The sequence below is a fragment of the Rhodococcus sp. (in: high G+C Gram-positive bacteria) genome, assembly GCF_049299235.1.
Classification (GTDB): Bacteria; Actinomycetota; Actinomycetes; order Mycobacteriales; family Mycobacteriaceae; genus Rhodococcus.
Genome location: NZ_JBAQXC010000151.1, coordinates 1 through 26,248 on the forward strand (window position 1 = coordinate 1; position 26,248 = coordinate 26,248).

Here is a 26,248-nt window from a genome sequence, read left to right on the forward strand (position 1 = left end):
GCGCCGGGCAGCGCGGCGAGCAGGGGATCGAGCGGGGCGAGCAGCGTGCCGAGTCGAGCCGCGATGACGGGGGTGTGCCGGGTGACATCACCGTCGAGCAGGTCGACGTAGTCGAGCAGCATCGTCTTGAGCCGGTCGAACTCGTCCTGCGACAGATCGAGTCGGGCCAGCACGTCCGCGAGATGCGCGTAGAAATCGGCGATGCTGTCGGTGAACGTCCGATGGTGCGTGAAGACGCTGGTGACGAGACCGGCCACCGTGTCCGGGTCGGTACGGGCCGCTCCGAGTGTGTCCGCGATGCGGGCGAGATCCGCGGCGATCAGGCCGAGCACCTCGCGGGCGACCTCGCGGGCACCGTCGTGTGCGGTCAGGACCGAGGTGACGTCGCGATGCACCCGGCCACCGAAGACGGTGACCCGGAACCGGTCCCGGTCGGTGTCCGTGCCGGTAACCGCCTGCGGACCCGCCGTCAGGTTGCCCCACTCGACGAGGCTGCGGCAGCGTTGCCCGACGATCTCCGGGGTCAACGGCCGGCCGGGGATACGGTCGGCGATGTCGGCGGCGGACAGATCGGCGACGAGCGTGTCGGCGAGGCACGCCACGATCGCGAGATAGTCGTCGGCGTTGTCGTCGGTGACGTGACGGAAGAGATCGCGGCGGCGGTTTTCGCCCATGCCGTGCCTACCTCCCACCCGTGCTCCTACGTCGAACCAGGCTAGCCGGGGTCCGCGGACTCGGACCACCCGGTGCGGGAAACCGTCCAACGGACGGTCGTGACCTGGATGCGCGGCGCGCAGGCCGGTGCGGTGATCCAATGGCGGGATCGGACCGCTGCCCATCGATCCGATCCCGACCGAGGAGAGAACAGTCCGTGAGTGCACCGCAGCCCCTGTTGTACGCCGAAGACCTGGTTGTCGGCGACCGGATCGGATTGGGGGTGCATACCGTCGGGGAGGGCGAACTGGTCGACTTCGCCCGTTCCTGGGATCCACAGTGGTTCCACACCGACCGCGACGCAGCGGAGTCGGGGCCGTTCGGCAGCCTCATCGCCAGCGGGATCCACACGCTCGCGGTCGCGCAGCGGCTGACGGTCGACGCTGCCTACGGGCGGTGGGCGGTGATCGCGGGCAGGCGTCTGAGGGAGGTTCGGTTTTTGAGCCCGGTGCTGCCGGGAACCACGCTGACCGGGACCTATGTGATCGACGCCGTGACACTCGACGACCGTGGCCGCGGACTGGTCGTCGCCACCTTCACACTCGTCGACGAGGCGGGGGCGGCCGTGCTCGACGGGACCGTCGAGTCGTATGTGCGGCGCCGCGGGTAGGCCGATTCGTGCTCTGCGCCACCGGAGGCTTACAGTTGCGCCGTGCAACAGAACTACTCTGCGGTGGGCGGGGTCGGTGACCAGGACACCGGAACCGGTCCGGATGCCGTCGGCGAGGTGTACGACGAATTCGTCAGCCTCGTCCGCTACCTGACCGTGGGGGAACGCGCGCACGACGGCGCGCTCAGCCTCGCGCAGCACTCCCTGCTCGGGTACATCGCCCGGCACCCCGGATGCCGCGCGACCGATGTCTCGGATGCCTTCGGTGTGAACCGGTCCACCGTGTCCCGCCAACTGCGCAGTTGCGTCGACGCCGGCTGGGTCGCGGCGGAACCTGGACCGACCCGGCTCGGCCATCCGCTGAACCTGACCGGCCGCGGTCGGACCGTTCTCGCGGAGACGGTCGGGCGCCGACACGACGAAGTCCGTGCAGGACTCGCCGGTTGGGACCAGGATGAACTCGACCGGTTCGTCCACCTGCTGCGCCGATTCCGTCGCGGTGTGGACACGATGTCCGCCGCTACGACCGACACGAACGATGGAGATGCCCGTGCGTGAGTACTCGACCCCAGCCCAGTTCACCGTCGGCGACGACGAATCCGTCGTCCGTACGGTCTTCGTGCACGCGGAGAAGACCCCGCACCGGGTCATGTTCTCGCGTCCCGAAGGTCCCGGCGAATGGGTGGCCGTGACCGCGAAACAGTTCGCCGAGCAGGTCGCGGGCGTCGCCAAGGGCCTGATCGCCTGCGGCGTGCAACCCGGCGATCGGATCGCGTTGCTCTCGGCCACCCGCTACGAGTGGTCGCTGCTGGACTACGCGATCTGGGCGGCCGGTGCGGTGTCGGTGCCGATCTACGACTCGTCGTCCACCGACCAGATCCGGTGGATCCTCCAGGATTCGGAGGCCGTCGTCGCCGTCGTCGAGTCGGCGCGTCACGAGGCATTGTTCGTGGATATGCCCGCGACGCTGCGCCGCATCGTGCAGATCGACGGCGGCGCGGTGGACACACTCATCGCCGAGGGCTCCGGCGTCGACGACATCGAGTTGACGGCGCGCCTGGATGGGATCCGTGCCGACGACCTGGCGTCGCTGGTCTACACCTCCGGCACGACCGGGCGGCCCAAGGGCTGTATCCTCACCCACTGCAATTTTCTGTCCGAGGTCCGCGCGATCCTCACCTCCCCGGTCGGCGCGGTCGCCAAGCCGGGTAATCGCGGCCTGACCTTCCTTCCGCTCGCCCACGTTCTGGCGCGGGCGGTGGCGCTGGCGCTGTTCGAATCCGGTACCGCACAGTCGCATTGGTCGGACTTCTCCACCGTGTCCGCGCAGTTCGAGCGATACTCGCCGAACATCATCCTCGGTGTGCCGCGAGTGTTCGAGAAGGTGCGAGACGCGGCCGCGGGCAAGGCATCCGCGGGCGGGAATTTCACGGCATCGATCTTCCGGTTCGCCGAGGAAACCGCCGTCGCCTACAGCGAATCACTCGACCGGGGCGGGCCGTCGCTGACCCTGAAGGCCAAGCACGCGATGGCCGACAAGCTCGTCTATGCGAAACTGCGGGCCGCGATGGGCAACGACTGCTGGTACGCGATCTCCGGAGGTGGCGCACTCAGCCCGACACTCGGGCACTTCTTCCGCGGTGTCGGCGTGCCGATCTACGAGGGCTACGGCCTGACCGAGTCCACGGCTGCACACAGCGTCAACGCACCCGGAGCACAGAAGATCGGTTCGGTCGGTCAGCCCATGGGCGGCAACAGCACCCGCATCGCCGAGGACGGCGAGATCGAGTTGCGCGGCGGGGTGATCTTCCAGGGCTACTGGCGCAACGAGAAGGCCACCGAGGAGGTGTTCCGCGACGGTTGGTTCCGCACCGGCGACCTCGGCGAAATCGACGACGACGGCTACGTGTCCATCACCGGGCGCAAGAAAGACCTCATCATCACCGCGGGTGGCAAGAACGTGGCACCCGGCCAGCTCGAGGATCGCATGCGCTCGCACATGCTGGTTTCGCAGGCCGTGGTGGTCGGTGACGGGCGCACCTACATCACCGCGCTGGTCACGGTCGATCCCGAGGTGTTCGACAACTGGAAGTCGGAGAACGGCAAGCCCGCAACAGCGACGATCGCGCAACTGCGGCACGATCCGTCGCTGCGCGACGCGATGCAGAGCATCGTCGACGACGCCAACTCGACCGTCTCACACGCCGAAGCGATCAAGAAGTTCGTGATCCTCGACCGCGACCTGACCGAGGCGACGGGCGAACTGACACCGACGCTGAAGATCAAGCGCAACATCGTCACCGAACGTTTCGCCGCGGACATCGAAAGCATGTACACCCGCTGATCCCGTGCACCGACGCGGGTCCACCCGAATGTGGGTGGGCCCGCGGCACTGTCGGATAGTGGGACCTGCCGTTGTGAGACAGTTCAGTCACGGAGCGCGGCGACGAGCGCGGCGAATCTCTCGTTGCCGGCGAGGTCGTCGAGCAGCACCGCCCGGCCGCGACCATCGGCCAGCGGTATCCGCCAGTTCGGGTACTCGTCGTCGGTACCCGGCTGGTTCTGGCTGCGTCGCTCACCGACCGCATCGGCGAGCGACACCGCCAGCAGCGCAGACGGACTCGCCGCGATCAGCCGATGCAGGGCCTCGACGGTCCGCGGGTCGTCGACGTGTCCCGCGGCGGGACCGGCAGGCAGCAGGCCGCGGTCGCGCGCAAGGCCGAGTACCGCGTCGCGTTCCCTCGCGGCGTCGGCGAGTTCGTCGTCCGGATCACGTTCGAGCAGACCGAGTTCCGAGCGCAACCGAACGTGGTCGCCGGCGAGATAACCCGCAGTCGGCGGCAGGTCGTGCGTGGTCACCGACGTCAGGCACAACTGTCGGTAGCTTTCGGGCGGACGCGGATCGTGCCCGTCCTTCTCGAACCACAGGATCGACGTGCCCGCGATTCCGCGACCGGCCAGATAGTGCTGCACCCAGCCTTCGAACACACCCAGGTCTTCGCCGATCACCACCGCGTCGGCGCGCTGCGCCTCCAGTACCAGAATCCCGACCAGTGCCTCGTGGTCGTACTGCACATAGGTGCCTTCGTCGGGCGAGCAGCCGTCCGGAATCCACCAGGTGCGGAACAACCCGAGGATGTGGTCGACGCGGATGCCGCCGGCGTGCCGGAGCGCCGCCCGCACCACATCCCGGAACGGCCGATATCCGAGTTCGGCGAGCCGATCCGGGCGCCACGGCGGCTGATTCCAATTCTGGCCGGACCTGTTGAAATCATCGGGAGGTGCGCCGACCGTCACTCCCGCGGCCAGCGCATCGTCGAGGGTCCAGGCGTCGGCACCGTGGCGGCGCACCCCTACCGCCAGGTCGTGCACGATACCGAGGTCCATGCCTGCCGTCCGCGCGGCCTGCTGGGCTGCCGCGAGTTGCTGGTCGCACAGCCATTGCAGCCAGCAGTAGAAGTCGATGCGGTCGGCGAGCTTCACGCGCAGTCGCGCGGTGTCCGGATGGTCCGGTGTCGGCGCTCGCTGCGCCCAGCGCTGCGGGTTGTCCCGGAACTTCTCGGCGAGGGCGCACCACAACGCGAAGTCGGCGAGCGGCTGCCCACCCGCGGTGCGGAAGGCCGCGAACGCGACCTGCCGGGCCTGCGATCGCGGAACCCGGTGCACATGTTCGAGCACATCGAGTTTCGCGCGCAAGGTCGTGTCGCGGTCGAGACGTTTTCCTTTGCGGTTCACACCGGCGAACTTTGCGGCGTACTCGGTGATCCGCTTGCGGTACTTGGCCGGAAGATACGCCACCTCGGGGATGTCCTCGACGCGCAGATACAGCGGATCGGAGAATCGTCGCGACGACGGCAGATACGGCGACGGTTCGACCGGGGGACGGGGATCCCCGGCGTGCACCGGGTTGATCAGCAGGAAGTCCGCGCAGTACCGGGACCCGGTCACCGCGGCAAGGTCCGCGAGATCCGCGAAGTCGCCCACGCCCCACGAACGGCTCGAACGCACCGAATAGACCTGTGCCGCAACACCCCATCGGCGTTTGCTCGAGAGTCGGTCCGCGCTCGCGAGCCGGGCGGGTGTCACCACGAGCGTCGCGGTGGCCGCGACGTCGTTGCTGCGTGCGTGGATCGTGTGCCAGCCCGGCGGAAGGTCCGGTACCACGAAGGTAGCCCGGCCGACGAGGCGGCCGTCGACCGTGCGCGGATCGACCCACACCTCGAGTTGTTCGGCCTCGAGTTCGGTGCCGTCCTCGGTGACCACCCACACCTCGACCGGGTCGCCGTGCGGCACGTGCACCGGGAAGGTCCGGCGGGTGCCCTGCACGACGACCAGCGACGGCGGCACCAGGCAGCGCCACGGCCGGTTCGGGACGTCGTCGAGCGAGGTGGTGATCTCCTCGTCCGAGGCGGCCGGAACGTCCAGGGCCGCGAGTACCGCCTGCAGCGTGTGGTCGCCGACATAGTGTTCCTGTCCGTCCCAGCCGCGGTACGAGCAGGACACGCCGGAACGTTCGGCCAGTTCGCGGAGCTTCGCCGTCGCCGTCACACGTGGGATCATGCCAGGAAAGGATTCGTCCGTCAGCGCGGGAGGAGCGGATCATGCCTGCGGTCGACGTCGTCTCGGGTGACATCACCTTGATCGTCGCGGATGCCATTGTCAACGCCGCGAACTCCTCGCTGCTCGGTGGGGGCGGTGTGGACGGCGCGATCCATCGCGCCGGTGGTCCCGATGTTCTCGCGGCCTGTCGACAGTTGCGTGCCGTCACCCTGCCGGACGGGCTCCCCGCAGGTGATGCCGTGGCCACCACCGCGGGCCTGCTACCCGCTCGATGGGTGATCCACGCCGTCGGCCCGGTGTATTCCGACCGCGAGGACAGGTCGCCGATCCTGCGCTCGGCGTATACCCGGAGTCTGTTCGTCGCCGATGGGCTCGGCGCCCACACGGTGAGCTTCCCGCTGATCTCGTCCGGTGCCTACGGCTGGCCCGTCGACGACGCCGCCCGCCAGGCGGTCGCGGCGATCCGGGCGTCGATCACTGGGGTGGAGCGGGCCGTGATGGTCGCATTCGACGCGGTCGCGGAGGATGCGTTGCGACGCGCGGTGGCAGCGGACGGCGCGCCCCGGAGCTGAATCGACGTCGGCTGCCTCGCCGCGGTTCCGGGTATGTCGACATTCGGAATCATATTGGAGGAAAATGATATTCGGACGACGATGTTCGTCATCGAGTGCATCGTAAAGGATTACATGTCGCCGGACGGACAAGTCGTCATTCCGGCACCGCGTCCGCCGTCTGATTGAGGGGTGCGTGATGCCGAAATCAACCCAATACAAGAAACTCTCATAGAACTCTCATGATTCGGAACGCCGAGACATTCGACACAGCTTTCCTTTGCTAACGAGAGTGATCGTCGCGTCGATATCACCGACGATCGTATGACCGTGTGAATCGCATCGACACCGGTAGGGAATACCGCCCGCCGAGGTGCGGTATTTCGTGTGCAAGGGAGAATTGTCGATGCCCATCGTCCGAGAAGGAAAGAGGATTCGTCGGAATCCGGTGGCGGTCGCCCTGGTGGCGGTACTCGCGATCATGGGAGCACTGTTCGCGGTTCCGGCCGCGTCGGCCGGTCCAGCGGCTCCGCGGACGATGGCGCCCGGAGAATACGGCGAACTGTGGGTACCGTCGTCGATGGGCGAGATCAAGGTGCAAGTGCAGTGGGCGGCGCGCGGCGGGAGTGCATCGTTGTACCTGCTCGACGGTCTGCGCGCCCGCAACGACCGCAACGCGTGGAGTTTCGAAACCAATGCGATGGAACAATTCGCCCACGACAACGTCACCGTGGTCATGCCGGTCGGCGGTGAAGCGAGCTTCTACTCCGACTGGTACTTTCCGAGCAACTTCAACATGCAGCCGTTCACCTACCGGTGGGAAACCTTCCTCACCCGCGAATTGCCGGACTATCTGGCGCGCTTCGGCGTCGATCGGGCGAACACCGGGATTCTGGGGATATCGATGGGTGGTACGGCCGCGATGACGATCGCCGCGCACCACCGCGACCAGTTCCGCTTCGCGGGATCGCTGTCGGGCTACCTGAACACCACGGCCCCCGGAATGCGCGAGGCCATCCGCCTGGCCATGCTGGATGCCGGTTTGTACAACTCCGATTCCATGTGGGGATTCCCGTGGGACCCGGCGTGGCTGCGCAACGACCCGTTCGTGTCCGCTCCCCAACTGCACGGCATGTCGCTCTACGTCTCGGCGGGCAACGGTGTCCCCGGTGTGTACGACCGCCCATCGGATCTGACGGGATACTGGAACACGGCGAACGGCATGGGGCTGGAGGTCTTGTCGATGGCCACCACCCGCGCGTTCCAGGCTCGCCTCGCCACGCTCGGGGTACCAGCCCAGTTCCGATTCCACAACACGGGCACCCATTCGTGGCCGTACTGGTCGGCGGAGTTGTGGCAGGCGCGACCGCAGATTCTCGATACTCTCGGCGCGTGGTGATCGGGTCGGAGCCGAATCGCCGGCGGGAAGCAATGCTCCCGCCGGCCGGGCCGCACAGACGCTGCTACACGTCCTAGTCGAACAAGGTGGGCTCGTCCGGTTCGTCGAACAGCGCGGGCTGGTCCGGGACCGCCGGACCAGCCGGTCGGTCGGGCTTCGCGGCCGGTCGACGAGGCGCCTCCTCGCCGGAACCGTCGAGGTAGTGGAGTGCCGCGGTGAGCGAGCGGCCGGTCAGCTCCCACTCGAGGGCGCGAGCATCGGCAGCCTCCACACCGTCGTCGTCGCCGGCCGCGGCGCGCTCGAGCGCTTCACATTCCCACCCGACCTGCTGCTCGACGGACAAAGCCAGGAACCGTTGGAGTTCGTTCGATTCGTTGTCGCCGATCGCCGCGACCGTCGTCACCTGGATCTCCAGCACCCCCTGCTGGTGGAAGTCGCGCAAGGCCAGCAGCGCCAGTGGCAGATCGCCCTCCGACTCCGGTGTCCACGGCGGATTCGCCTCGTCCGGCCCGCAGACGTGGTCGGGTTCGCGCAGAAGCTCACCGCCGAGATGCGACGCGAACTCGACGTCCAGGGTCTCGAGGAACTCGGCCATCCGATCGAGACCCGACAGAAGGTGCGCGGGCACGAACGGTGTGCTCGGCAGATGCAGCGCGACCGCGACCCGATCCTCGACCAGCACGAACTTCAGGTGCGGCCAACGGCGGTTGAGATCGGCAACGACCTCTGCAGCGCGGGTGCGGCCGGTGATGGAATGCACGATCGGTGCGAACAGATCTACCGTTCCCGAACCCTGGCCGATACCGACGAACAACAACACCCCGGCCACGCGCAGCACGAGATCGCCATCGTCGTCCCAGGGCGGTGACGACCCGATTCGCCGCTGCACGGTCGACTCGACGAGCTCGCGCAGGTGGTCCTCACCGGCGGCTTCGAGGACAACCGGCAGGGGAGCGACAGCGGGCGTCTCACGCATCGGCTCGACCGGCGCGAACTCCGGGGTGTGGCCGGCTCCGAATGGTTCGATGCGCAGAAACAGCGGATGTGGAACTCCCCAGATCTCGCGCAGCGCCCGCACCGACACCACCGCCAGTTCGTCCGACCACGTGTTGGGGCGATCCATCCAATACGCGGGTGATCCGCCGTCCTCCGGGGTATCGGGGCCGCGCGTCGGCTCCTGCAGACCCAACTCGGCGAGCAGCACGCGATCGGAGGCGCTCAAGTGACGGTCGCCGTCGAGGTGCACGTCGGACGGCACCTCGCAGCGCACCTGCCCGCCGTCCCACGCATAGAACTGCACACACGGCCCGGCGGGACCCGCGGATTCCTCCGCCAACGGTTCGAGCACCAAGCCGTCACCATCGTGCATCGACGCCACGTGGTCGGCCAGGCGCACCCGGAAATCCCTCCAGGCGCGCTCGACATCGCGATCGAACCGGGTCTCGTCCCGCTCCTGTGGCGTACCCGGCATGATCCGCCTCCCTTCCGTCGGCATTGTCCGAACCTGTACGTCTTTCTTTCGAGGACGTGCCGGAAAGACTAGCGGCAGGTGCCGACACACGACGGGTGGCGCAGGCGACCGGTGACGCACAACGCTCGGCTGGGATATTCCCAGCCGAGCGTTCGTACGTGGCAGTCGCCCCGTGTGGAGCTGTGCTTACGGGATGGTGAGAACCTGGCCCGGCTGGATCAGATCCGGATTCGGGATCCCGTTCGCGTCGGCGATGCGCTGGTACTGGTTGCCGTCGCCGTAGACCTGCTCGGCGATGGCCCACAGGCTGTCGCCCGGGGCGACGGTGTGGGTGCGCGGGGCAGGCGGGGCCGGGGGAGCAGGCTCGGCCGGGGCGGGGGCAGGCTCCGCCGGAGCCGCCGGAGCCTCGGCCTGCGCGACGGCGGTATCGGTGGCCCAGACCGCTCGGTCACCGGCGTACAGCACGACGTTGCGGTCGTCCTGCACGGTCAACCGCACACCGGAGTTGCCGCTGGTCTGCGACGCCCACACCGGTTCGTTGTTCTCCTTGTAGACAACGAAGTTGCCGTCTTCCTGAACATCGGCGCGCACGGCACCGGAGCCGTTGGTCATGGCAGCCCAGACGGCCTTGCCTCCCTCGGACAGCACGAGGTTGCCGTCCTGCTGCAGCGTGAGGGTGTAAGCACCGTTGTCGGACTTGAGTTCCTGGCCTACGCCGAGGCTCTGGCCTGCGTTGAGAGAGCTCACCGCTGTCCCTTTCGGATCGATGAATCAGGGTCGGCAACCGCCGGGGACGGTTACCGAGACGAACAGTACAGAGCGGTGGGCCGCAGTGTGGATTCGACACGCATCAGGCGTGTTTCGGTGGTGTTCGTGACAGGTGGTGTTCGTGACAGGTGGTGTTCGTGACAGGTGATGTTCGGTCGGCGCCCCGGTGGGACGATCAGCTCAGGCTCCGCACGAAGGCGCCGATCTCGGCGACCGCGCGGGCCGCCTCGGGCACCAGCGCCGCCGCAGCCTGAAACACATGCACCTGCCGCTCCCAGATCTGTAGTTCGCACGGTACGCCGGCGGACCCGAGTCGCCGCGCCATCAGTTCGGCGTCGGCGAACGTCATCTCGTGCGATCCGGTCTGGATCAGGGCCGGAGGCATGCCGGTCAGATCGGCATCGACAGGGGACCCGGCGGGTGCGTGGCCGCCACCCCGGGCCGCGTCCACCCGGTCGATGAGAGCGGCCAGCGCGGGCACAGCACGCCGCGGAAACAGCGAACAGCAGCGGGAATTCGGATGATCGAGCTTTCCGGCCGGGTCCAGATCGGTCAACGGTGACAACGCGACGACCCCGGCCGGGCGACCCAGTCCCCGACGCAGCGACTCGACGGCCACCGAGAACGCGAGGAACCCGCCCGCAGAATCGCCGGCTATCACGATCCGTTCGATCGGCCGTCCCTGATCGAGGAGCCAGCGGAGCCCCGCGACCCCGTCCTCGACGGCGTGCCGGACCGGATGGCCGGGCAGCATGCGATAGCCCACATTGAGCACCGGGGCGCCGGTGGTCGCCGAAATCCGCGAAGCCAGTTGCCGGTGCGTACCCGGACCACAGCACAGGAAGGCGCCGCCGTGCAGATACAGGATCGCCGTCTGTCGGCTCGGCGCCGACATGTCGACCCCGGGTGCGGCAAGGTACTCCGCCGGACAGGACGGCAACCGCACCGGACGCCGACGGACACCGGGCACCCGCGCGAGCGGAAACGCCAAGTGCTCGACGAGGGCGGCGGGCCACGGAAACGCGGGTGCCAGGGCCCATGCGTCGATCGCGGGACGGACCGTGCGCCGCACCGAGGTGGACAGGAGTCGCGATGCGAGGCTGACGCCGTCGAACTCGCGAACACGTACCGGGAGAGCTGTGCCGGATCGAGGTGGACGCTCGCCGAACGGTCGTGCGGTACTCATCTGTGCGGTACTCATCTGTGCGGTACTCATCTGTGCAGTACCTACCAGTGCGGTACTCATCACCGGCCTCCTCGGTCGCCGTCGCTGTTCGCTCGCCCCTTCCCCAGTGGAGACGTTTGTTCGACTCAGGTTTCCCGACCGTACGTCGGTCGTACCATTGCGCGCACAGTCGTAACTGGATAGAGATCCTCGCGAAAGGGGCAATGCAGGTGGGAATCATGCCCGTTACGGATTCGATATTCCTGTTCGCCGAGTCCAGGGACCACCCGATGCATGTCGGGTCCGTCCAGTTGTACACCCCGCCTGCGGATGCCGGGCCCGACTACGTCGCCGATCTGTACGCCCGGATGGTGGCGTCGACCGACGTCGACCCACTGTTCCGCAAGCGGCCCGGTGATCCTGCCGCGACCGTGGGACACCTCTGGTGGACCGAGGACCGCGAGATCGACCTGGACTATCACGTGCGGCACTCGGCGCTGCCCGCGCCGGGCCGGTTGCGCGAACTGTTCGCGTTGGTCTCCCGGCTGCACAGCGCCCTGCTCGACCGTCGCCGGCCGCTGTGGGAGATGCACCTGATCGAGGGACTCTCGGACGGCCGGTTCGCGTGGTATTCGAAGGTGCACCACTCACTGCTCGACGGGGTGTCGGCGCTGCAAGTGCTGCAGCGCACGCTGACGGCGGACCCCGAGGACGACGAGCCGCACGTCCCGTGGCACCTGTCGCGCCGCGGTGCCCTCGCCGGAACGAGCAGCGGGTCGTCCGGGTCGCTGCTCGGATCGGCCCGGTCGCTGGCCGGTGATCTCGTCGGTGCGGTTCCGGCGGCATTGCGGATCGGGCGGCTCGCCCTCGGGCCGCACAACGTCGCGTTGCCGTATCAGGCACCCCGCACGATGTTCAACGTCCCGATCGGCGGCGCGCGCCGGTTCGCCGCGCAGTCCTGGAGCCGCGAACGCATCGAGCGAGCGCGACGCGCGGCCGGTGTGACCGGCAACGACGTCGTTCTCGCGTTGTGCGCCGGCGCGTTGCGCGCGTACCTGATCGAACGCGATGCGCTGCCCGACGATCCGCTGATCGCGATGGTGCCGGTGTCGTTGCGGCCGAAGGACCGGCCGGGCAGCGCCGGCAACAGCGTCGGGGTGACTTTGTGCAACCTCGGTACCGACCACGCCGACCCACTGGACCGGCTCGCCGCCATCGCCGGATCGATGGCCGAAGGAAAAAGCCTGTTCGGCGGTATGACGATGCTGCAGGCACTGGCCTGGTCGGGGCTGACGATCTCGCCGCTCGGACTTGCCTCGGTACCCGGATTCGTCCGTCTCACCCCGCCACCCTTCAACCTCATCATCTCGAACGTGCCAGGACCACGGGAGACGTTGTATTGGAGTGGATCCCGGCTCGACGGGATTTTCCCGACCTCGGTCGTCATGGACGGTCAGGCATTGAACATCACCGTGACCAACACCGCCGAAACAGTAGATTTCGGTGTCGTCGGCTGCCGTCGCACGGTTCCGAGTCTGCAACGGATCGTGCTGCATCTCCACGATTCCCTCTTCGAACTCGAAGCGGCGCTGCAGTTGTCGTGATCCACCCCCGCTCCAGATCGGGTTCACGCGTCGGCGTGCAACACGCCGACAAGTTCCCGTTCCACGGCGACGAAATCCGGCTCGGTCAGCGTCGCGAGAGTGCGCGGTCGGGGCAGCGGGACACGCACCTCGTGCCGGATCCGGGCCGGACGCGGCGACAGGACCAGCACCCGATCCGACAGCAGCACCGCCTCGCGCACGTCGTGAGTGATCATCAGGACGGTCCAGCGGTCGCGCATCCACACATCCTGCAACCACACCTGCATGTCGGTGCGGGTGAGGGAATCCAGCGCCCCGAACGGTTCGTCGAGCAGCAGCACATCGCGGCCCTGTACAACAGTGCGGGCCAGGGCCGCACGCTGCCGCATCCCACCCGAGAGGTCCCCGGGGCGGGCATCCTCGAACCCGGAGAGCCCGAAGGCAGGGAACAACTCGGCGGCCCGCGCCCGCGCGTCGGCCCGCGAAAGGCCCTGTACCTCCAGGCCGAGCGCGCAGTTGTCGAGGACACTGCGCCACGGGAACAACAGATCCTTCTGCGGCATCAACGCGGCGCGGCCCGGTGCGGCCGTCGCGCCGCCGACCGTGACGGTGCCGCTGTCGGCGGTGTCGAGACCGGCAACGAGACCGAAGAGCGTCGACTTCCCGGACCCGCTCGGTCCGATGACGGAAACGAATTCTCCTCCGGCCACATCGAAGTCGATACCACCCAAGACCTGGAGGCCATCGAAGGCGCGGTTGAGGGCGACGGCGGACACGGCACTCAACTGCGACTCCCGGCGGTCAGGGCCCACGGCGCGACGATCCGCTCGACCACGAAGGTGATCAGGTACAACGCCAACGACAGCGCGGCGGTGACGAGCACCGCGGCGAGCACCAGATCGGTGCGGAACGAGTTCTTCTGGATGCTCATGTAGATGCCCAGTCCGGAAGTGGCGCCGACATATTCGGCGAACACGGCGCCCACCACCGCATACGTGATGCCGATGCGCAGCGACGTGAAGAACCGGGGCAGCGCCGACGGCAACCGCACATACCGGAACACCTGGCGCCGGGACGCTCCCATACTGCGCAACAACGCCCCCGCCTCGCGGTCGGTGGCAGCGAACCCCTCGATCAACCCGATCGCCATCGGGAAGAACGTCGCCAGCGCGATCACCAGGATCTTCGGCAGCAACCCGAACCCGAACCAGATGATCATCAGCGGCGCGATCGCGATGATCGGCAGGGTCTGCGACACCACGAACAACGGCACCAGGGCGCGGCGCAGCCACGGCGAGAAATCCACCACGATCGCCAGCGTCCACGCGACCACGAGGGACACCGCGAACCCGACGAGCGTCACCTGCAGGGTCGACCACGTGTGGGCGGCCAAGTCGTCGCGGTGTTCCCAACCCTGCGCGAGGACCCGGAACGGGGAGGGCAACACCTGCGGGCGGATGCCGGAGACCGTGACATACACCTGCCAGAGCGCCACGAGCGTGAGCACGACCACCGCGGCCGGGGCGGCGGTGCGGATCCACCGGGTCGACGGATCAGGATGTGGAGTAGGCATCGGTGAAGTACGTCGACCAGTCCGGTTCCTCGGTCAACGGCGTGCCGTCGGGTCCGGCGAGCAACCCCTTCTCGTACAGGAACCGCGAGTAGCCGGTCCATCGTTCCAGGGTCTGGGCGCCGACGTTGCCGTTCTCGTCGCGCAGGTAGTCCGCCGACAGCATCCGTTGGCTCTCGTAGACGAGCGCCTCGTCCTCGAAGGCGCCGGGATTGGCATCGATCAGGGCCTTCGCCGCGCGGTCGGGATCCTCGGCGGCGATCTCGTAGCCGCGCTGCACAGCGCGCACGAACGCGCGGGCCTGCTCGGGGTGCGCGGCCAGCCAGCCTTCGTTGCCGCTGATCAGGATGGCGTAGGCGTCGGGAAACCCGTAGTCCGTGTAGCTGAAGTACCGCATGGGCAGGCCGCGGTGTTCCGCTTCGATACCCTCCCACGCCAGATAGGACGCCGTGAAATCCGCGGTGCCCGAGTACACCGCCTCGTACGCGGACGTGCCGAGAACGACGGACGTGAACTCGCCGGTGCCGCCGTCGTCGCGGATGACCTGACGCAGGGTTTCCTCGTCGCCGGGGTCGGCGAATCCGGCGTAGATGTGACCGTCGAGATCCTTCGGGCTCGCGAGATCGGTGCGGTCCGCCCGGACGGCGATGCCGGTCGCCCAGTGTTGCAGGGGGGCGAGCACCGAGACGGTGCGTGAGCCGGCGGCGCGGGCGAAGGTGGTCATCCCCTGCGTCGAGATGCCGAACTCGGCATTGCCCGCGTCGACGAGGGTGTCCGGCGTCGTGTTGTTGTAGGGCAGGAACTCCACGTCGAGTCCGGCGTCGTCGAACAACCCCTCCTGCATCGCCACGAACAGGCCGGTGTGGTTGGTGTTCGGGGTCCAGTCGAGGGCGAAGCGGATCGACTCGCCCGAGGGGGCGGGGGAGCAGGCCGGGAGCAGCGCGAGCGCGGTGACGGCGACCAGCAGGGCGGTGAGGCGGCGCAGGGTCACGACGCCGGCCATTCCTGCCGGTGCAGGGCCGTATCCCAGAACATCAGTTCGTAGCGGGTCGCCACGGTGAACGCATAGACCATCGCGGCCCGGTCGGTGTCGGTCGCGGCGACCGCCGCCGCGTCGACGAGTTCGCGGGCGGTTGCGACCGAGGCGTGGAATTCGGGAGCGTCGTATGTCGTGACCCATTGGGCATAGGGGTGCTGCGGGTCTGCGGCGAGAACGTCGGCGGCCCGCGCGGCGAGGCCGCGGCCAACCTCGGCGTAGATCCAGAAGCACGGCAGCACGGCCGCGGCCCCCACGGCGTACGGTTCGGTCGCGACCGTCGCGGTGAGATACGACACGTAGCCAAGGCACGCGGGGGACGGGGCGGCGACGCCGTCACCGGCGGGGAGCACCCCCCCGGTGAGCAACCCGCGGTGCAGGGCCGATTCCTCCGTGGCGGCCGTGGCGGCGCTCGACGCCCAGAAGGCGGCGGTCGCGGGGTCGGGGGCCTTGGCGGCGAGCAGCGCGAGTGCCTTCGCGTAGCCGGCCAGGTACAGCGCGTCCTGTTCGATGTAGAAGCGGAACGCGTCGAGCGGGAGCGTCCCGTCACCGAGTTTGCGGAGGAACTCGAGGTCGTCGATCGCCTTGCGCACCGTGTCGGTGTGCTGCCACATCCGGTCGGTGAAGCGGTCGGTTGTCGATACTTGTGAAACGTCAACGGGCACAGACATGCCGGGACATCCCTTCGTCAGCATTACCTGATCAGGTTCGACGGGTGTGATCTCAGCCCCGCTCGTGCGGAGCACCCCGTGTCGGACGAACGCGACCATAGCAGGTGCCCTGGGCGGGACGTATCCGGGGTCGCCGCTATACACCCGCGCGTGGCAGCCTCGGCGGAGCCACACTGCAACTGGTTCCGCGGATAGAAAACACGCTGTATGTTTGGCGATCGTCAGCACGGTCGCCGGTTCGGAGTACGCCGACGAGTCTGTGCGACGACCATGCTGCGAGACCTCCCGGCTCGCGCTCGGGCGGTCGCGGGACGGTGTCGACAGCGGCTCCGCCTGCGCACAGCGAATTGGGAAAGGTGGACGACGGGATGCGGGACGTCGAGGATTCCGGACGGTCGGAACTCGAGAATTTGCCGCGATTGATCGCGAAAGTTGTCTCGCGTGACCCGGAACGGGTGGCGCTTGTTCGCGACGGTGCCGTCGTCACCTACGCCGGCCTCAACGCGGAACTGGCGGCACTCGGTGCCGCGATGGGCGACGCGATCGGTCCCGATGCGCTCGTTCCCGTCGTGCTCACCGGGCTGCTGCCCGGGCTCGCCGACACGGGTCCGGACGATGTCGCCGCCGCCCTCGCCGAACTGTCCGAGGACCTCGCCGCGTTCGCGGGCGAGGAACCGGGCCCGGAGCTGGTGCGGCCGGACACCCTGCCCGCAGCCTTCGCCGCGCAGGCTGCCGCGACACCCGACGCCGTTGCCGTCGAGTTCGACGGCGTCGAGTACACCTACGCCGAGCTTGCCGGCCGGTCTCGGCGGCTCGCTCGCCTGCTCGTCGACTCCGGCGTCGGCCCCGGGGTCACCGTTGCCGTGGCACTGCGCCGGTCCTTCGATCTGATCGTCGCCGTGTACGCGGTGCTCGAAGCCGGGGGCGCGTACGTACCGATCGATCCCGATCATCCCGCCGATCGCTTGACGTACATCCTCGACGTCGCCGAACCCGCCGTCCTACTCACCGGGACCACCGTGCCGGTACCCGCTGCCGCGGGGATCGAGGTGCTCGACCTGTCGACGCTGGATCTCGGGTCCGCATTGCCCGAGCCGCTCACCGACGTCGACCGCCGACGTCCACTGCGCGCCGCCGACACCGCGTACGTCATCTTCACCTCCGGATCCACCGGCAGGCCGAAGGGCGTCGCGGTCACCCATGAGGCGATCACGACGAACCTGCGTTGGCGGCAGGAGTGGTATCGGCTCACGTCAGCCGATGTGGTCCTGCACAAGACTCCCGTCACATTCGATGTCTCGGTGTGGGAGTTGTTCTGGCCGCTGCAGGCCGGAGCGCGACTGGTCGTCGCCGCACCCGGTGGCCATCGGGACCCGCGTTACCTGGCAGAACTCGTCCGCGACCGGGCCGTCACCGTCGTGCATTTCGTGCCGTCGATGCTCGCGGTGTTCGCCGCCGAGGCCGAACTCGATTCGCTCACCACGCTTCGGTACCTGTTCGCGTCGGGCGAAGCGCTGCCGCCCCATATCGCTGTGCTGGTCCGTGAACTGCTGCCCGCGGTGGCGGTCCACAATCTGTACGGCCCCACCGAGGCTGCCGTCGATGTGACCCACCACGAAGTCGGCGACGCCGATGTCGACTCGGTACCGATCGGTGCGCCGATCGCCGACACCGACCTGTTGATCCTCGACAGTGCTCTGAACTGGGTGCCCACCGGGGCGCAAGGCGAATTGTATCTCGCCGGAACACAACTGGCCCGCTGCTACGTCGCCCGGCCGGATCTGACCGCGGAGCGGTTCGTCGCCAATCCGTACGGAGTCCCCGGCGAACGCATGTACCGGACAGGCGATCTCGTCTCGCGGTCCCGGACAGACGAACTGGAATACTTGGGGCGCAGCGATTTTCAGGTCAAGATCCGTGGGTTGCGTGTCGAACTCGGCGAGATCGAAGCGACCCTCACCCGTCAGGACGGCATCGCACAGGCCGCGGTGCGCGTGCACGGCGACGACGCGCTCGGCGATCGCCTCGTCGCGTATGTGCGACTGCGGTCCGGGGCATCGTGGGACGAGGACGCACTCGGTGCGGCGCTCGCCGCGACCTTGCCGAACTACATGATCCCCACCACGTACTGCGTGCTCGACGAGTTTCCGCTCACCGCCAGCGGCAAACTCGACCGCGCTGCGTTGCCTGCACCGGAAATCCCGACGACGACCGAGGGCGGTCGACCGGAAACTGCCACCGAATCGGTGGTGGCCACGGTGTTCGCGGAGATGCTCGGCCGTGATCGAGTCGGCGTCGACGACGACTTCTTCGCGCTCGGCGGCAATTCGCTCGCCGCGGTCCGCGCCGCCTCCCGCATCTCGGCTCGACTCGGCCGGCCACTGTCGGTCCAGGACTTCTTCGACGCGCCGACCGTCAGCGGGATCGCCCGACTGGTGGATCGGACGAACGCCGGCGACCGGTTCCAGATGTCGCCGGCCGTCGGTCCGCGGCCGTACCCGGTGCCACTGGCTCCCGCTCAAACCAGGTTGTGGATCCTCGATCGGCTCGATCCGGGTTCGGCGCTGTACAACATGCCGCTGGTGGTCCGCCTGACCGGTGACCTCGATGTCGGCGCGTTGCAGCAGGCAGTCGGCGATCTCGTGGAACGGCACGAGGTGTTGCGCACCGTCTACCCGGAAGTCGACTGCGCAGGCACCCAACTGGTACTTCCGGTCGGTGCCGCCCAGCGGGCCGTGCCGATCGAGGCGGTGGCCGCGGACGAGGTTGCGATCCGGATCGATGCGCTGGCGGCCGAGGGTTTCGACATTGCCGAATCCGCCCCGGTGCGCACACACCTGTTGCGGGTGGCGGACGACGATCACGTTCTCGTCGTCGTCGTCCACCACATCGCCGGCGACGGGTTCTCGGCGGGCCCACTCACCCGCGACCTGATGCGCGCCTACAGTGCCCGGATTGCCGGAGATGCGCCCGAAGGGCTCCCACTGCCGGTGCAGTATGTGGATTACGCACTGTGGCAACGTGATCGCCTCGGTGACGTCGACGACGCGGATTCGCTGATCGCAGCCCAACTCGGCTACTGGCGCAGGGAACTGACGGGACTGCAGGACCGGCTCGAGCTGCCGACGGATCGGCCCCGGCCCGCTGTGCCGTCGCAGGCCGGTGCCGCGGTACCGGTCGAGATTCCGGCGGACGTCCACCGTGCGGTGATCGACGTGGCTCGCGCGACCGGCACCACTGAATTCATGGTGGTGCACGCGGCGCTCGCGGTTCTCCTTGCACGCCTGTCCGGCAGCACCGATATCGCCGTGGGGACCCCGTCCGCGGGCCGCGGCGACGCGAACCTCGACGAGCTCGTCGGCATGTTCGTCAACACGCTGGTGCTGCGCACACCGATCGACGCGGCCGAGTCCTTCGCGCAGTTGCTGACGCGCGTCCGCACCATCGACCTGGGAGCGTTCGATCATCAGGACGTGCCGTTCGACTGCGTCGTCGACGATCTCGTGCCGACGCGCTCGCCCGCATACCACCCGATGTTCCAGGTGATGCTCGCATTCCAGAATCTCGCGTCGACGCCGCTCGAACTGCCGTCGTTGACGGTCGCCACCATGGACATTCCCACCCGGCGGGCGAAGTTCGACCTCCAGGTCACGCTCGCCGAGCGCTTCGGCGACGAACGTGAGCCCGACGGCATCGTCGGTGAGATCGCCTATGCGACAGATCTCTTCGGAGAAGGCACGGTCGCGGTGTTCGCGCGACGCCTCGTGCGGATCCTCGCCGAAGCCACCGCCGATCCCGACCGTGCCGTCGGCGACCACCGGCTGCTGGACCGGGCCGAGCTGGGCACCGTCTTGGGACGCTGGAACTCGACGGATCGGCAGGTCCCCGCGGTCACGGTGCGGCGCCTGCTCGACGCACAGACCGCCCGCACCCCGCATCTGCAGGCCGTGGTCGACGACGAGAATGTGCTGACCTATGCGGACTTCGCCGCACGGGTACACCGGTTGGCCCGCCGGCTCATCGCTGCCGGGGTCGGCCCGGAACGCGCCGTCGTCGTTGTCGCGCCCCGCTCGACCGAACTGCTGGTCGCCGTCCACGCGATCCTGCACGCGGGTGGCGTGTACGTTCCGGTCGATCCGGAACAGCCTTACGCACGTACCGGACGAATGCTCGACGCCGTGCGGCCCGTGGTCGTTCTCGTCGGCGCCGGGGTGGAGTACAGCGGCGAGGATCACGCGGTGCCCGTGATGCGGATCGACGACGCCACGGACCTGAGTGCCGCGCCGCTGCACGACGCCGAGTTGCTCGCGCCACTACGCCCCGAGAACACCGCCTACATTCTGTTCACCTCGGGCTCGACCGGGGAACCCAAGGGCGTCGCCGTTCCGCATCGGGCGGTGGTCAACCAGGTGCTGTGGATCGCGGACATCTTCCGGATCAGTGTGGCCGACACCGTTCTGTGGAAGACGCCGGCGACATTCGATGTTTCGGTGTGGGAAATGTTCGCGCCCTTGGCTTCCGGGGCCCGGGTGGTGGTCGCTGCGCCGGATGCACATCGTGATGCGCGGCAACTCGCCGACATCATCGGCCGACGCGCGGTCACGTTGACCTCGTTCGTGCCGTCGATGCTGTCCGTATTCGCGGCGACCGTGCCCGATCCTGGGCTGTTGCGGACGTTGCGCGCGGTCGCGGTGGCAGGTGAAGCCTTGCCCGCGGCCACCGTCGCATCGTTCCGGGCGGTGTCCCGTGCCGCGGTGCACAATCTGTACGGGCCCACCGAATTCACGGTGCATGCGACCGCGGCGCTGGTTCCGCCGTTGCCGTATCTGGCGTCGCGCCCGGTCCCGATGGGCCGGCCCGTGTGGAACACCCGTGCGGTGGTGCTCGACTCGCGCCTGCATCCCGTCCCGGTGGGAGTGGCGGGGGAACTGTACCTGTCCGGTGTGCAGGAGGCGCGGGGATACCACGGGCGGCCGGACCTGACGGCCGAGCGGTTCGTCGCGGATCGGTTCGGGCTGCCAGGGTCTCGCCTCTACCGCACCGGCGACTACGTGCGGTGGACCCCGGAGGGGCAACTACTCCACTTGGGGCGTACCGATGACCAGGTGAAGATCCGCGGTGTCCGCATCGAGCTCGGCGATATCGAAGCGGCGCTGTTGAACCGATCGGAGGTCGCGCAGGCGGTCGTGACGGTTCAGCACATCCCTGCCGGTGATCGGCTCGTCGCGTACATCGTCGCGACGTCCACAGATGTGGACGTCACGGTGCTGCGCGGGGCACTCGTCCGTGTCCTGCCCGCTCATCTGGTACCGGACACGATCGTGGTCGTCGATGCCTTCCCGGTGCGGGAGTCGGGCAAACTGGATCGCGCGGCACTGCCCGCGCCGGTCGTCGAGGCCCGCGAATTCGTGGCACCGGGCAGCGACGCGGAGCAGCTCGTGGCGGATGTGTTCGCCGCTGTTCTCGGTGTGGATGCGGTCGGTGCACAGGACGACTTCTTCGTTCTGGGCGGGAATTCGTTGACGGCCACGCAGGTGGCAGCGCGCCTCGCCGACGTCCTCGCCGTGGAGGTGACCGTTCGGTCGTTGTTCGACACCCGCACCGTTACCGGTTTCGCGACTCTTCTCGAAGATGCTGTGGCGCAACGAAATACGGGCTCTCTCGATGCTTCTCGCGGGCCCGTTGCCGGGCCGAGGCCGGATGTGCTCCCGCTGTCTTGGTCCCAATCGTGAATGTGGTTCCTGAACCGGTTCGACACCGAATCGGGACTGCACAATATTCCGCTGGCGGTCCGGTTGTCCGGGGTTCTCGACACGGACGCCCTGTACGCCGCGTTCTGTGACGTCGTGGCGCGGCACGAGGTGCTGCGTACCGTCTATCCCGAATGGGACGGCGCCGGCCGTCAGGTCGTGCTCACGGGTGAGCAGGCACGGCCGCACCTGCCGGTCGTCGATGTCCCCGCCGACCGCCTCGACGAGGAGCTCACTGCCCTCGTCGGAGTGGGATTCGACGTCACAGCCGAGATTCCCGTGCGTGCACGGCTACTGCGTACCGGCGACCACGACTACGTGCTCGCGGTCGTGGTCCATCACATTGCCGCAGACGGTTTCTCGGTCGCCCCCCTGGTCCGCGACCTCGCCGCCGCCTACACCGCCCGGGTCGCGGGGCAGGCACCGGACTGGGAACCGCTGCCCGTGCAGTACGCGGACTACGCGCTGTGGCAGCGTGCGGTGCTCGGCGACGAGGACGATCCCGAATCGAGCCATCGGCGCAAGCTGACCTACTGGCAGGAGCGGCTCGACGGCCTGCCCGCCCAACTCGAGCTTCCGAGTGACCGACGCCGTCCGGCCGCAGGTTCCGGTCGTGGCGGTCGGGTTCACACGACCATCCCGTCCGGCACCCGCGCCGCGCTCGATGCGCTGGCCGAAAACTCCGGTGCGACACCGTTCATGGTGGTGCACGCGGCACTGGCACTGCTGCTGTCCCGGTTGTCCGGCTCCACCGACATCGCCGTCGGCAGTCCCCTGGCCGGGCGCGGGCACCCGGTGCTCGACGATCTCGTCGGCATGTTCGTCAACACGGTGGTGCTCCGCACGGAGATCGATCCCGCGGAATCGTTCACCGAGTTCCTGTCCCGGGTTCGGGACGTCGATCTCGGCGCGCACGCCAACTCCGAGGTGCCGTTCGAGCGACTCGTCGAACTGCTGGAACCGGAACGATCACCGGGGCGTCATCCGCTGTTCCAGGTTGCGCTGGCGTACCAGAATTTCGAGCGGACCGAACTCGCGCTGCCCGATCTGACCGTCGTCGAACTACCGGTCGAGACGAACCTGTCGAAGTTCGACCTGCAGTTCGCGATCGGGGAGGACACCGACGGATCGGGTGCGCTGTCGCTGGTGATCGGCTATGCCACCGACCTGTTCGACGCCGCGACCGTCACGGTGCTGGGGGAGCGACTCGTGCGGATCCTCGACGCGGTCACGGCCCTGCCCGCCCGGGCGGTCGGCGACGTCGAGATCCTTGCGCCCGGCGAACGGGCCGGTGTGCTCACGTCGGGTCGACGGATCGGGTTGCGGCCGCAGACCCTGGCGGAGTTGCTCGACGCGGCGGCCGCCGATCCGACCGCGGTGGCGGTGGTGAGCGGCGACGTCGCGCTGACCTACGGTGATCTCGACGCTGCCGCGCGCCGATGGGCCGGCGTTCTCCGTGCCCACGGCATCGGCCGCGGTGATCTGGTGCTCGTCGCACTGCCCCGTTCCGCCGAGTCGATCCTCGCGATGTGGGCGGTCACGCGATGCGGCGCCGGGTTCGTCCCCGTCGACGTCGACCATCCCGCGGATCGGCTCGCGCACGTCGTCGCGGATTCCGGTGCGCGGGTGGGGTTGACCCTCGACCGGCATCGTTCGGGCCTGCCGGCGGGCCCGCAATGGCTCGCGCTCGATGGCTCGGGCATCGATACATTCTCCGCTGCACCGGAATTCGAACCCGATGCGGGCGAATTCCCGGTGGTTCATCCGGCGGACGTCGCCTACGTGATCTACACCTCCGGCTCGACCGGCACGCCGAAGGGCGTCACCGTCACCCACACCGGCCTGTACAACCTGTGCGTGGAGGTACGCGAACGGTATCGGCTCGATGCACGGTCGCGGGTGCTGCACGTCGCCTCACCCAGCTTCGACGCCTCGGTCCTCGAGCAGCTCTTCGCGCTGTCGGTCGGCGCTACCGCCGTCGTCGCGTCCGCGCACCAGTACGGGGGGTTCGTGCTCGCCGAGTTGATGCGCGATCGGGCCGTCACCCACGCGTTTCTCACCCCCTCGGTCGCCGCGACCGTCGACCCCGACGACCTCGACGAGTGTCGAGTGCTCGTCACCGGCGGGGAAGCGGTGACCGGCGACGTGATCCGGCGGTGGTCGGTCGGCGGACGCGCCGTGTTCAACGCGTACGGACCCACCGAGGCGACGATCATGACGCACACCGCGGGTCCGTTGACGCCGGAAGCGCCGGTGACGCTGGGGTATCCCGTGCGCGGAGCCGGACACCAGGTGCTCGATTCGCGGATGCGGCCCGTGCCCGTCGGGGTCGCCGGAGAGCTGTACCTGGCCGGTGACGCCGTCGCCCGCGGCTATCACCGCCGGTCCGCGCTCACCGCGGCGCGGTTCGTCGCCAACCCGCACGACGGCTGGGGAGAGCGGCTGTATCGTACCGGCGACGTGGTGAGCCGTACCGCCACTGGGGAACTCGTCTACCACGGACGCTCGGACTTCCAGGTGAAGATCCACGGATTGCGCGTCGAACTCGGGGAGATCGACGCCACGGTCGTGTCACACGACTCGGTCGCCGCGGCCGTGACCGTGGGGCGCGACACGGCACCTCGACTGGTGTCGTACGTCGTGCCCGCCGATACAGACGAGTTCGACGAACAGGCGCTGCTGCGGTCCGTCTCGTCGACGCTTCCCGCGCACATGGTGCCGTCGGCGATCGTGGTACTCGACTCGCTTCCGCTCAGCCCGTCCGGGAAGCTGGATCGGCGAGCACTACCGGCTCCCGCCGTCACGGCGCGCCCGTTCCGGGCGCCGTCGACCCGGTACGAACAGGGCGTCGCCGACATCTACCGGCAACTGCTCGGCGTCGAGACGGTCGGTGCGGACGACGACTTCTTCGATCTCGGTGGGCATTCGCTGCTGATCCTGTCGCTGGCCACCGCCGTCACCGAGCGTTTCGACGTGCAGATCACGGTGCCGCAGTTGTTCGAGCACGCACCGGTCTACAAACTTGCGCGGCTGATCGAGTCCGGATCGCCGGACGCAACGTCGGCTGCCGAGTGGAGTGGTGATCTCGATCTGGCCGCGGACATCGTCCCGGACGGCGTCCCGGCGGCGCGACCGGACGGTCGGCGGGTACTGCTGACCGGAGCCACCGGATTCCTCGGCCGCTACCTGCTGCGGGATCTGCTCGCACACAGCGGAATGCGGGTGTGGTGCCTGGTACGGACGAGTTCCGAGGCGGAGGGACTGGATCGCATCGAGGCGGGACTCCGCGCATTCGGATTGTGGCGCGAATACTACCGCGGCCGGATCGTGGTGGTACCGGGCGATCTCGGGCAGCCCCGATTCGGGTTGTCCGACACCGAGTTCGACGACCTCGCGCGCAGCGTCGATGTCGTCGTGCACAACGGTGCCCGGGTCAACCACATCGAGCCGTACAGCAGAATGCGTGCGGCGAATGTGTCCGGCACCGAAGAGGTCCCGCGTCTGGCGGTCACCGGAACGGTCAAGCCGGTCCATTTCGTCTCCACCGGATCGGTGCTCACCGACACCGCCCTGCCCGCGTCTGCGGACGGGACGCCGCGGTTGATCGGTGAGGACGATCGGCTGCCGTCCGAGCGGGTCATGGACTCGGGGTATGTGCGCAGCAAGTGGGTGGCCGAGGAGCTCGTCGCGGTCGCGCGCCGCCGCGGCATTCCGGTCTCGATCTATCGCCCGGGACTGATCAGCGGAGACACCGTGTCCGGTGCTGCCGGCACCGACGACGCGTTCTGGAATGTCGTCCGCGCCATGGTCGCGCTGCGCATGGTGCCTGCGTCGGCGGTCGGATCGGTCGCGCTCGCCCCGGTGACCTATGTCGCCTCGGCGCTCGTCGCGCTCGCACTCGATCCGTCGACGGTCGGTGGCAACTTCCATCTCGTGAACCGGCGTCGTGTCGCCGCAGACGACCTCGTCGCGCGGTTGCGGGCGCACGGGTTCGAGTTGCGGCCTGTGTCCGACGAGGTGTTCGCGGCGACGCTCATCGAAACCTCGCAGACGCTGACCGAACGCGGCGACGACCGGCTCACCCGCGCGATGCTGGTCGCGGGAGAGTTCGCGCAGGGGCTGTCCGAGGCCGAGGACTTCGACGACGGCAACGCGCGCCGTGCGCTCGCCGATGGCGGTATCGAATGCCCGGTGGTCGACGACGAGGTGCTGGCCTGGTACGTGACCTACTTCGCGCACATCGGATTCCTCGAGCCGCTCGACGACGCGCTGGTGGCGACGGTCGAGATCGCGGAGGGGCCGGCGGTCGGGGACGCGGTCGCGGACGGCTCCGGCATCTAGACCGACGACCATGCGCCGCCCGATGCTGCTCCGCACGTGCAGATAGTTGGTACCTTGGC

17 protein-coding genes and 1 riboswitch are annotated in these 26,248 nt (G+C 68.3%); of the genes, 8 read left to right on the plus strand and 9 right to left on the minus strand.

Annotated features, from left to right (window positions below; genetic code table 11):
- Nucleotides 1-674: DUF2397 family protein (locus WAX14_RS09235; RefSeq protein ID WP_422627785.1), on the minus strand; the 674-nt coding region annotated here is incomplete at its 3' end.
- Nucleotides 675-871: 197 nt separating this feature from the next.
- On the opposite strand from WAX14_RS09235, the gene WAX14_RS09240 reads away from it, so the two are divergent.
- The 3 genes from WAX14_RS09240 (at nucleotide 872) to WAX14_RS09250 (ending at nucleotide 3,668) form a co-directional block, all read left to right on the plus strand.
- A complete protein-coding gene (locus WAX14_RS09240; RefSeq protein ID WP_422627786.1) occupies nucleotides 872-1,324 on the plus strand; it encodes a MaoC/PaaZ C-terminal domain-containing protein in 453 nt (150 codons plus the stop codon).
- Between the two features lie 63 nt (nucleotides 1,325-1,387).
- On the plus strand, nucleotides 1,388-1,882 hold the full coding sequence (locus WAX14_RS09245; RefSeq protein WP_422627830.1) for a MarR family winged helix-turn-helix transcriptional regulator: 495 nt from the start codon (nucleotides 1,388-1,390) through the stop codon (nucleotides 1,880-1,882).
- Nucleotides 1,875-3,668 (plus strand): AMP-dependent synthetase/ligase, encoded by a 1,794-nt coding sequence (locus tag WAX14_RS09250; protein ID WP_422627787.1) that lies wholly within the window; start codon nucleotides 1,875-1,877, stop codon nucleotides 3,666-3,668. The genes WAX14_RS09245 and WAX14_RS09250 overlap by 8 nt, the downstream gene beginning before the upstream one ends.
- Before the next feature lie 83 nt (nucleotides 3,669-3,751).
- On the opposite strand, the gene malQ is transcribed toward WAX14_RS09250, so the two are convergent.
- The gene (gene malQ, locus WAX14_RS09255) at nucleotides 3,752-5,872 is read right to left on the minus strand and encodes a 4-alpha-glucanotransferase (RefSeq protein ID WP_422627831.1); all 2,121 of its coding nucleotides are present in this window, start codon (nucleotides 5,870-5,872) and stop codon (nucleotides 3,752-3,754) included.
- Nucleotides 5,873-5,925: 53 nt separating this feature from the next.
- Between malQ and WAX14_RS09260 the strand changes: the two genes are divergently transcribed.
- The gene (locus tag WAX14_RS09260; protein ID WP_422627788.1) at nucleotides 5,926-6,456 is read left to right on the plus strand and encodes an O-acetyl-ADP-ribose deacetylase; all 531 of its coding nucleotides are present in this window, start codon (nucleotides 5,926-5,928) and stop codon (nucleotides 6,454-6,456) included.
- 385 nt (nucleotides 6,457-6,841) lie between these two features.
- A complete protein-coding gene (locus WAX14_RS09265; protein WP_422627789.1) occupies nucleotides 6,842-7,834 on the plus strand; it encodes an alpha/beta hydrolase in 993 nt (330 codons plus the stop codon).
- A gap of 73 nt (nucleotides 7,835-7,907) precedes the next feature.
- On the opposite strand, the gene WAX14_RS09270 is transcribed toward WAX14_RS09265, so the two are convergent.
- The 3 genes from WAX14_RS09270 to WAX14_RS09280 all read right to left on the minus strand — a co-directional run bounded on the left by WAX14_RS09270 (nucleotide 7,908) and on the right by WAX14_RS09280 (nucleotide 11,259).
- Nucleotides 7,908-9,305, minus strand: coding sequence for a T3SS (YopN, CesT) and YbjN peptide-binding chaperone 1 (locus WAX14_RS09270; RefSeq protein ID WP_422627790.1), 1,398 nt, complete (start codon nucleotides 9,303-9,305; stop codon nucleotides 7,908-7,910).
- A gap of 186 nt (nucleotides 9,306-9,491) precedes the next feature.
- Complete coding sequence (locus WAX14_RS09275; RefSeq protein ID WP_422627791.1) at nucleotides 9,492-10,052, minus strand: LysM peptidoglycan-binding domain-containing protein; 561 nt, start codon at nucleotides 10,050-10,052, stop codon at nucleotides 9,492-9,494.
- Between the two features lie 196 nt (nucleotides 10,053-10,248).
- Nucleotides 10,249-11,259 (minus strand): alpha/beta hydrolase, encoded by a 1,011-nt coding sequence (locus WAX14_RS09280; protein WP_422627832.1) that lies wholly within the window; start codon nucleotides 11,257-11,259, stop codon nucleotides 10,249-10,251.
- Nucleotides 11,260-11,477: 218 nt separating this feature from the next.
- Here WAX14_RS09280 and WAX14_RS09285 point away from each other — a divergent pair, with 218 nt between their 5' ends.
- A complete protein-coding gene (locus tag WAX14_RS09285; protein WP_422627792.1) occupies nucleotides 11,478-12,842 on the plus strand; it encodes a WS/DGAT/MGAT family O-acyltransferase in 1,365 nt (454 codons plus the stop codon).
- 23 nt (nucleotides 12,843-12,865) lie between these two features.
- Here the strand turns inward: WAX14_RS09285 and WAX14_RS09290 are convergent, their stop codons facing one another.
- From WAX14_RS09290 to WAX14_RS09305, 4 genes are all read right to left on the minus strand, one after another.
- Complete coding sequence (locus WAX14_RS09290; RefSeq protein ID WP_422627793.1) at nucleotides 12,866-13,606, minus strand: ABC transporter ATP-binding protein; 741 nt, start codon at nucleotides 13,604-13,606, stop codon at nucleotides 12,866-12,868.
- A complete protein-coding gene (locus WAX14_RS09295) occupies nucleotides 13,603-14,394 on the minus strand; it encodes an ABC transporter permease (protein ID WP_422627794.1) in 792 nt (263 codons plus the stop codon). The genes WAX14_RS09290 and WAX14_RS09295 overlap by 4 nt, the downstream gene beginning before the upstream one ends.
- A complete protein-coding gene (locus WAX14_RS09300) occupies nucleotides 14,375-15,394 on the minus strand; it encodes an ABC transporter substrate-binding protein (RefSeq protein ID WP_422627795.1) in 1,020 nt (339 codons plus the stop codon). The genes WAX14_RS09295 and WAX14_RS09300 overlap by 20 nt, the downstream gene beginning before the upstream one ends.
- Nucleotides 15,379-16,098, minus strand: coding sequence for a TenA family protein (locus tag WAX14_RS09305; RefSeq protein WP_422627796.1), 720 nt, complete (start codon nucleotides 16,096-16,098; stop codon nucleotides 15,379-15,381). The genes WAX14_RS09300 and WAX14_RS09305 overlap by 16 nt, the downstream gene beginning before the upstream one ends.
- Nucleotides 16,091-16,187: riboswitch (TPP riboswitch) on the minus strand. It overlaps the preceding gene by 8 nt.
- A gap of 279 nt (nucleotides 16,188-16,466) precedes the next feature.
- Here WAX14_RS09305 and WAX14_RS09310 point away from each other — a divergent pair.
- Nucleotides 16,467-21,830 (plus strand): amino acid adenylation domain-containing protein, encoded by a 5,364-nt coding sequence (locus WAX14_RS09310; RefSeq protein ID WP_422627797.1) that lies wholly within the window; start codon nucleotides 16,467-16,469, stop codon nucleotides 21,828-21,830.
- Nucleotides 21,831-26,189: a non-ribosomal peptide synthetase gene (locus tag WAX14_RS09315; RefSeq protein WP_422627798.1), complete on the plus strand. Its 4,359-nt coding sequence runs from the start codon at nucleotides 21,831-21,833 to the stop codon at nucleotides 26,187-26,189.
- The last annotated feature ends 59 nt before the right edge of the window (nucleotides 26,190-26,248 follow it).

What these genes read in the sequence shown, in the direction of transcription:
- WAX14_RS09310 (WP_422627797.1), top strand. Translation starts at nt 16,467, where the DNA reads ATGCGGGACGTCGAGGATTCCGGACGGTCGGAACTCGAGAATTTGCCG.
- WAX14_RS09295 (WP_422627794.1), bottom strand. Translation starts at nt 14,394, where the DNA reads ATGCCTACTCCACATCCTGATCCGTCGACCCGGTGGATCCGCACCGCC.
- WAX14_RS09305 (WP_422627796.1), bottom strand. Translation starts at nt 16,098, where the DNA reads ATGTCTGTGCCCGTTGACGTTTCACAAGTATCGACAACCGACCGCTTC.
- WAX14_RS09270 (WP_422627790.1), bottom strand. Translation starts at nt 9,305, where the DNA reads ATGCCGGGTACGCCACAGGAGCGGGACGAGACCCGGTTCGATCGCGAT.
- WAX14_RS09260 (WP_422627788.1), top strand. Translation starts at nt 5,926, where the DNA reads ATGCCTGCGGTCGACGTCGTCTCGGGTGACATCACCTTGATCGTCGCG.
- WAX14_RS09265 (WP_422627789.1), top strand. Translation starts at nt 6,842, where the DNA reads ATGCCCATCGTCCGAGAAGGAAAGAGGATTCGTCGGAATCCGGTGGCG.
- WAX14_RS09300 (WP_422627795.1), bottom strand. Translation starts at nt 15,394, where the DNA reads ATGGCCGGCGTCGTGACCCTGCGCCGCCTCACCGCCCTGCTGGTCGCC.
- WAX14_RS09315 (WP_422627798.1), top strand. Translation starts at nt 21,831, where the DNA reads ATGTGGTTCCTGAACCGGTTCGACACCGAATCGGGACTGCACAATATT.
- WAX14_RS09285 (WP_422627792.1), top strand. Translation starts at nt 11,478, where the DNA reads ATGCCCGTTACGGATTCGATATTCCTGTTCGCCGAGTCCAGGGACCAC.
- WAX14_RS09280 (WP_422627832.1), bottom strand. Translation starts at nt 11,259, where the DNA reads ATGAGTACCGCACGACCGTTCGGCGAGCGTCCACCTCGATCCGGCACA.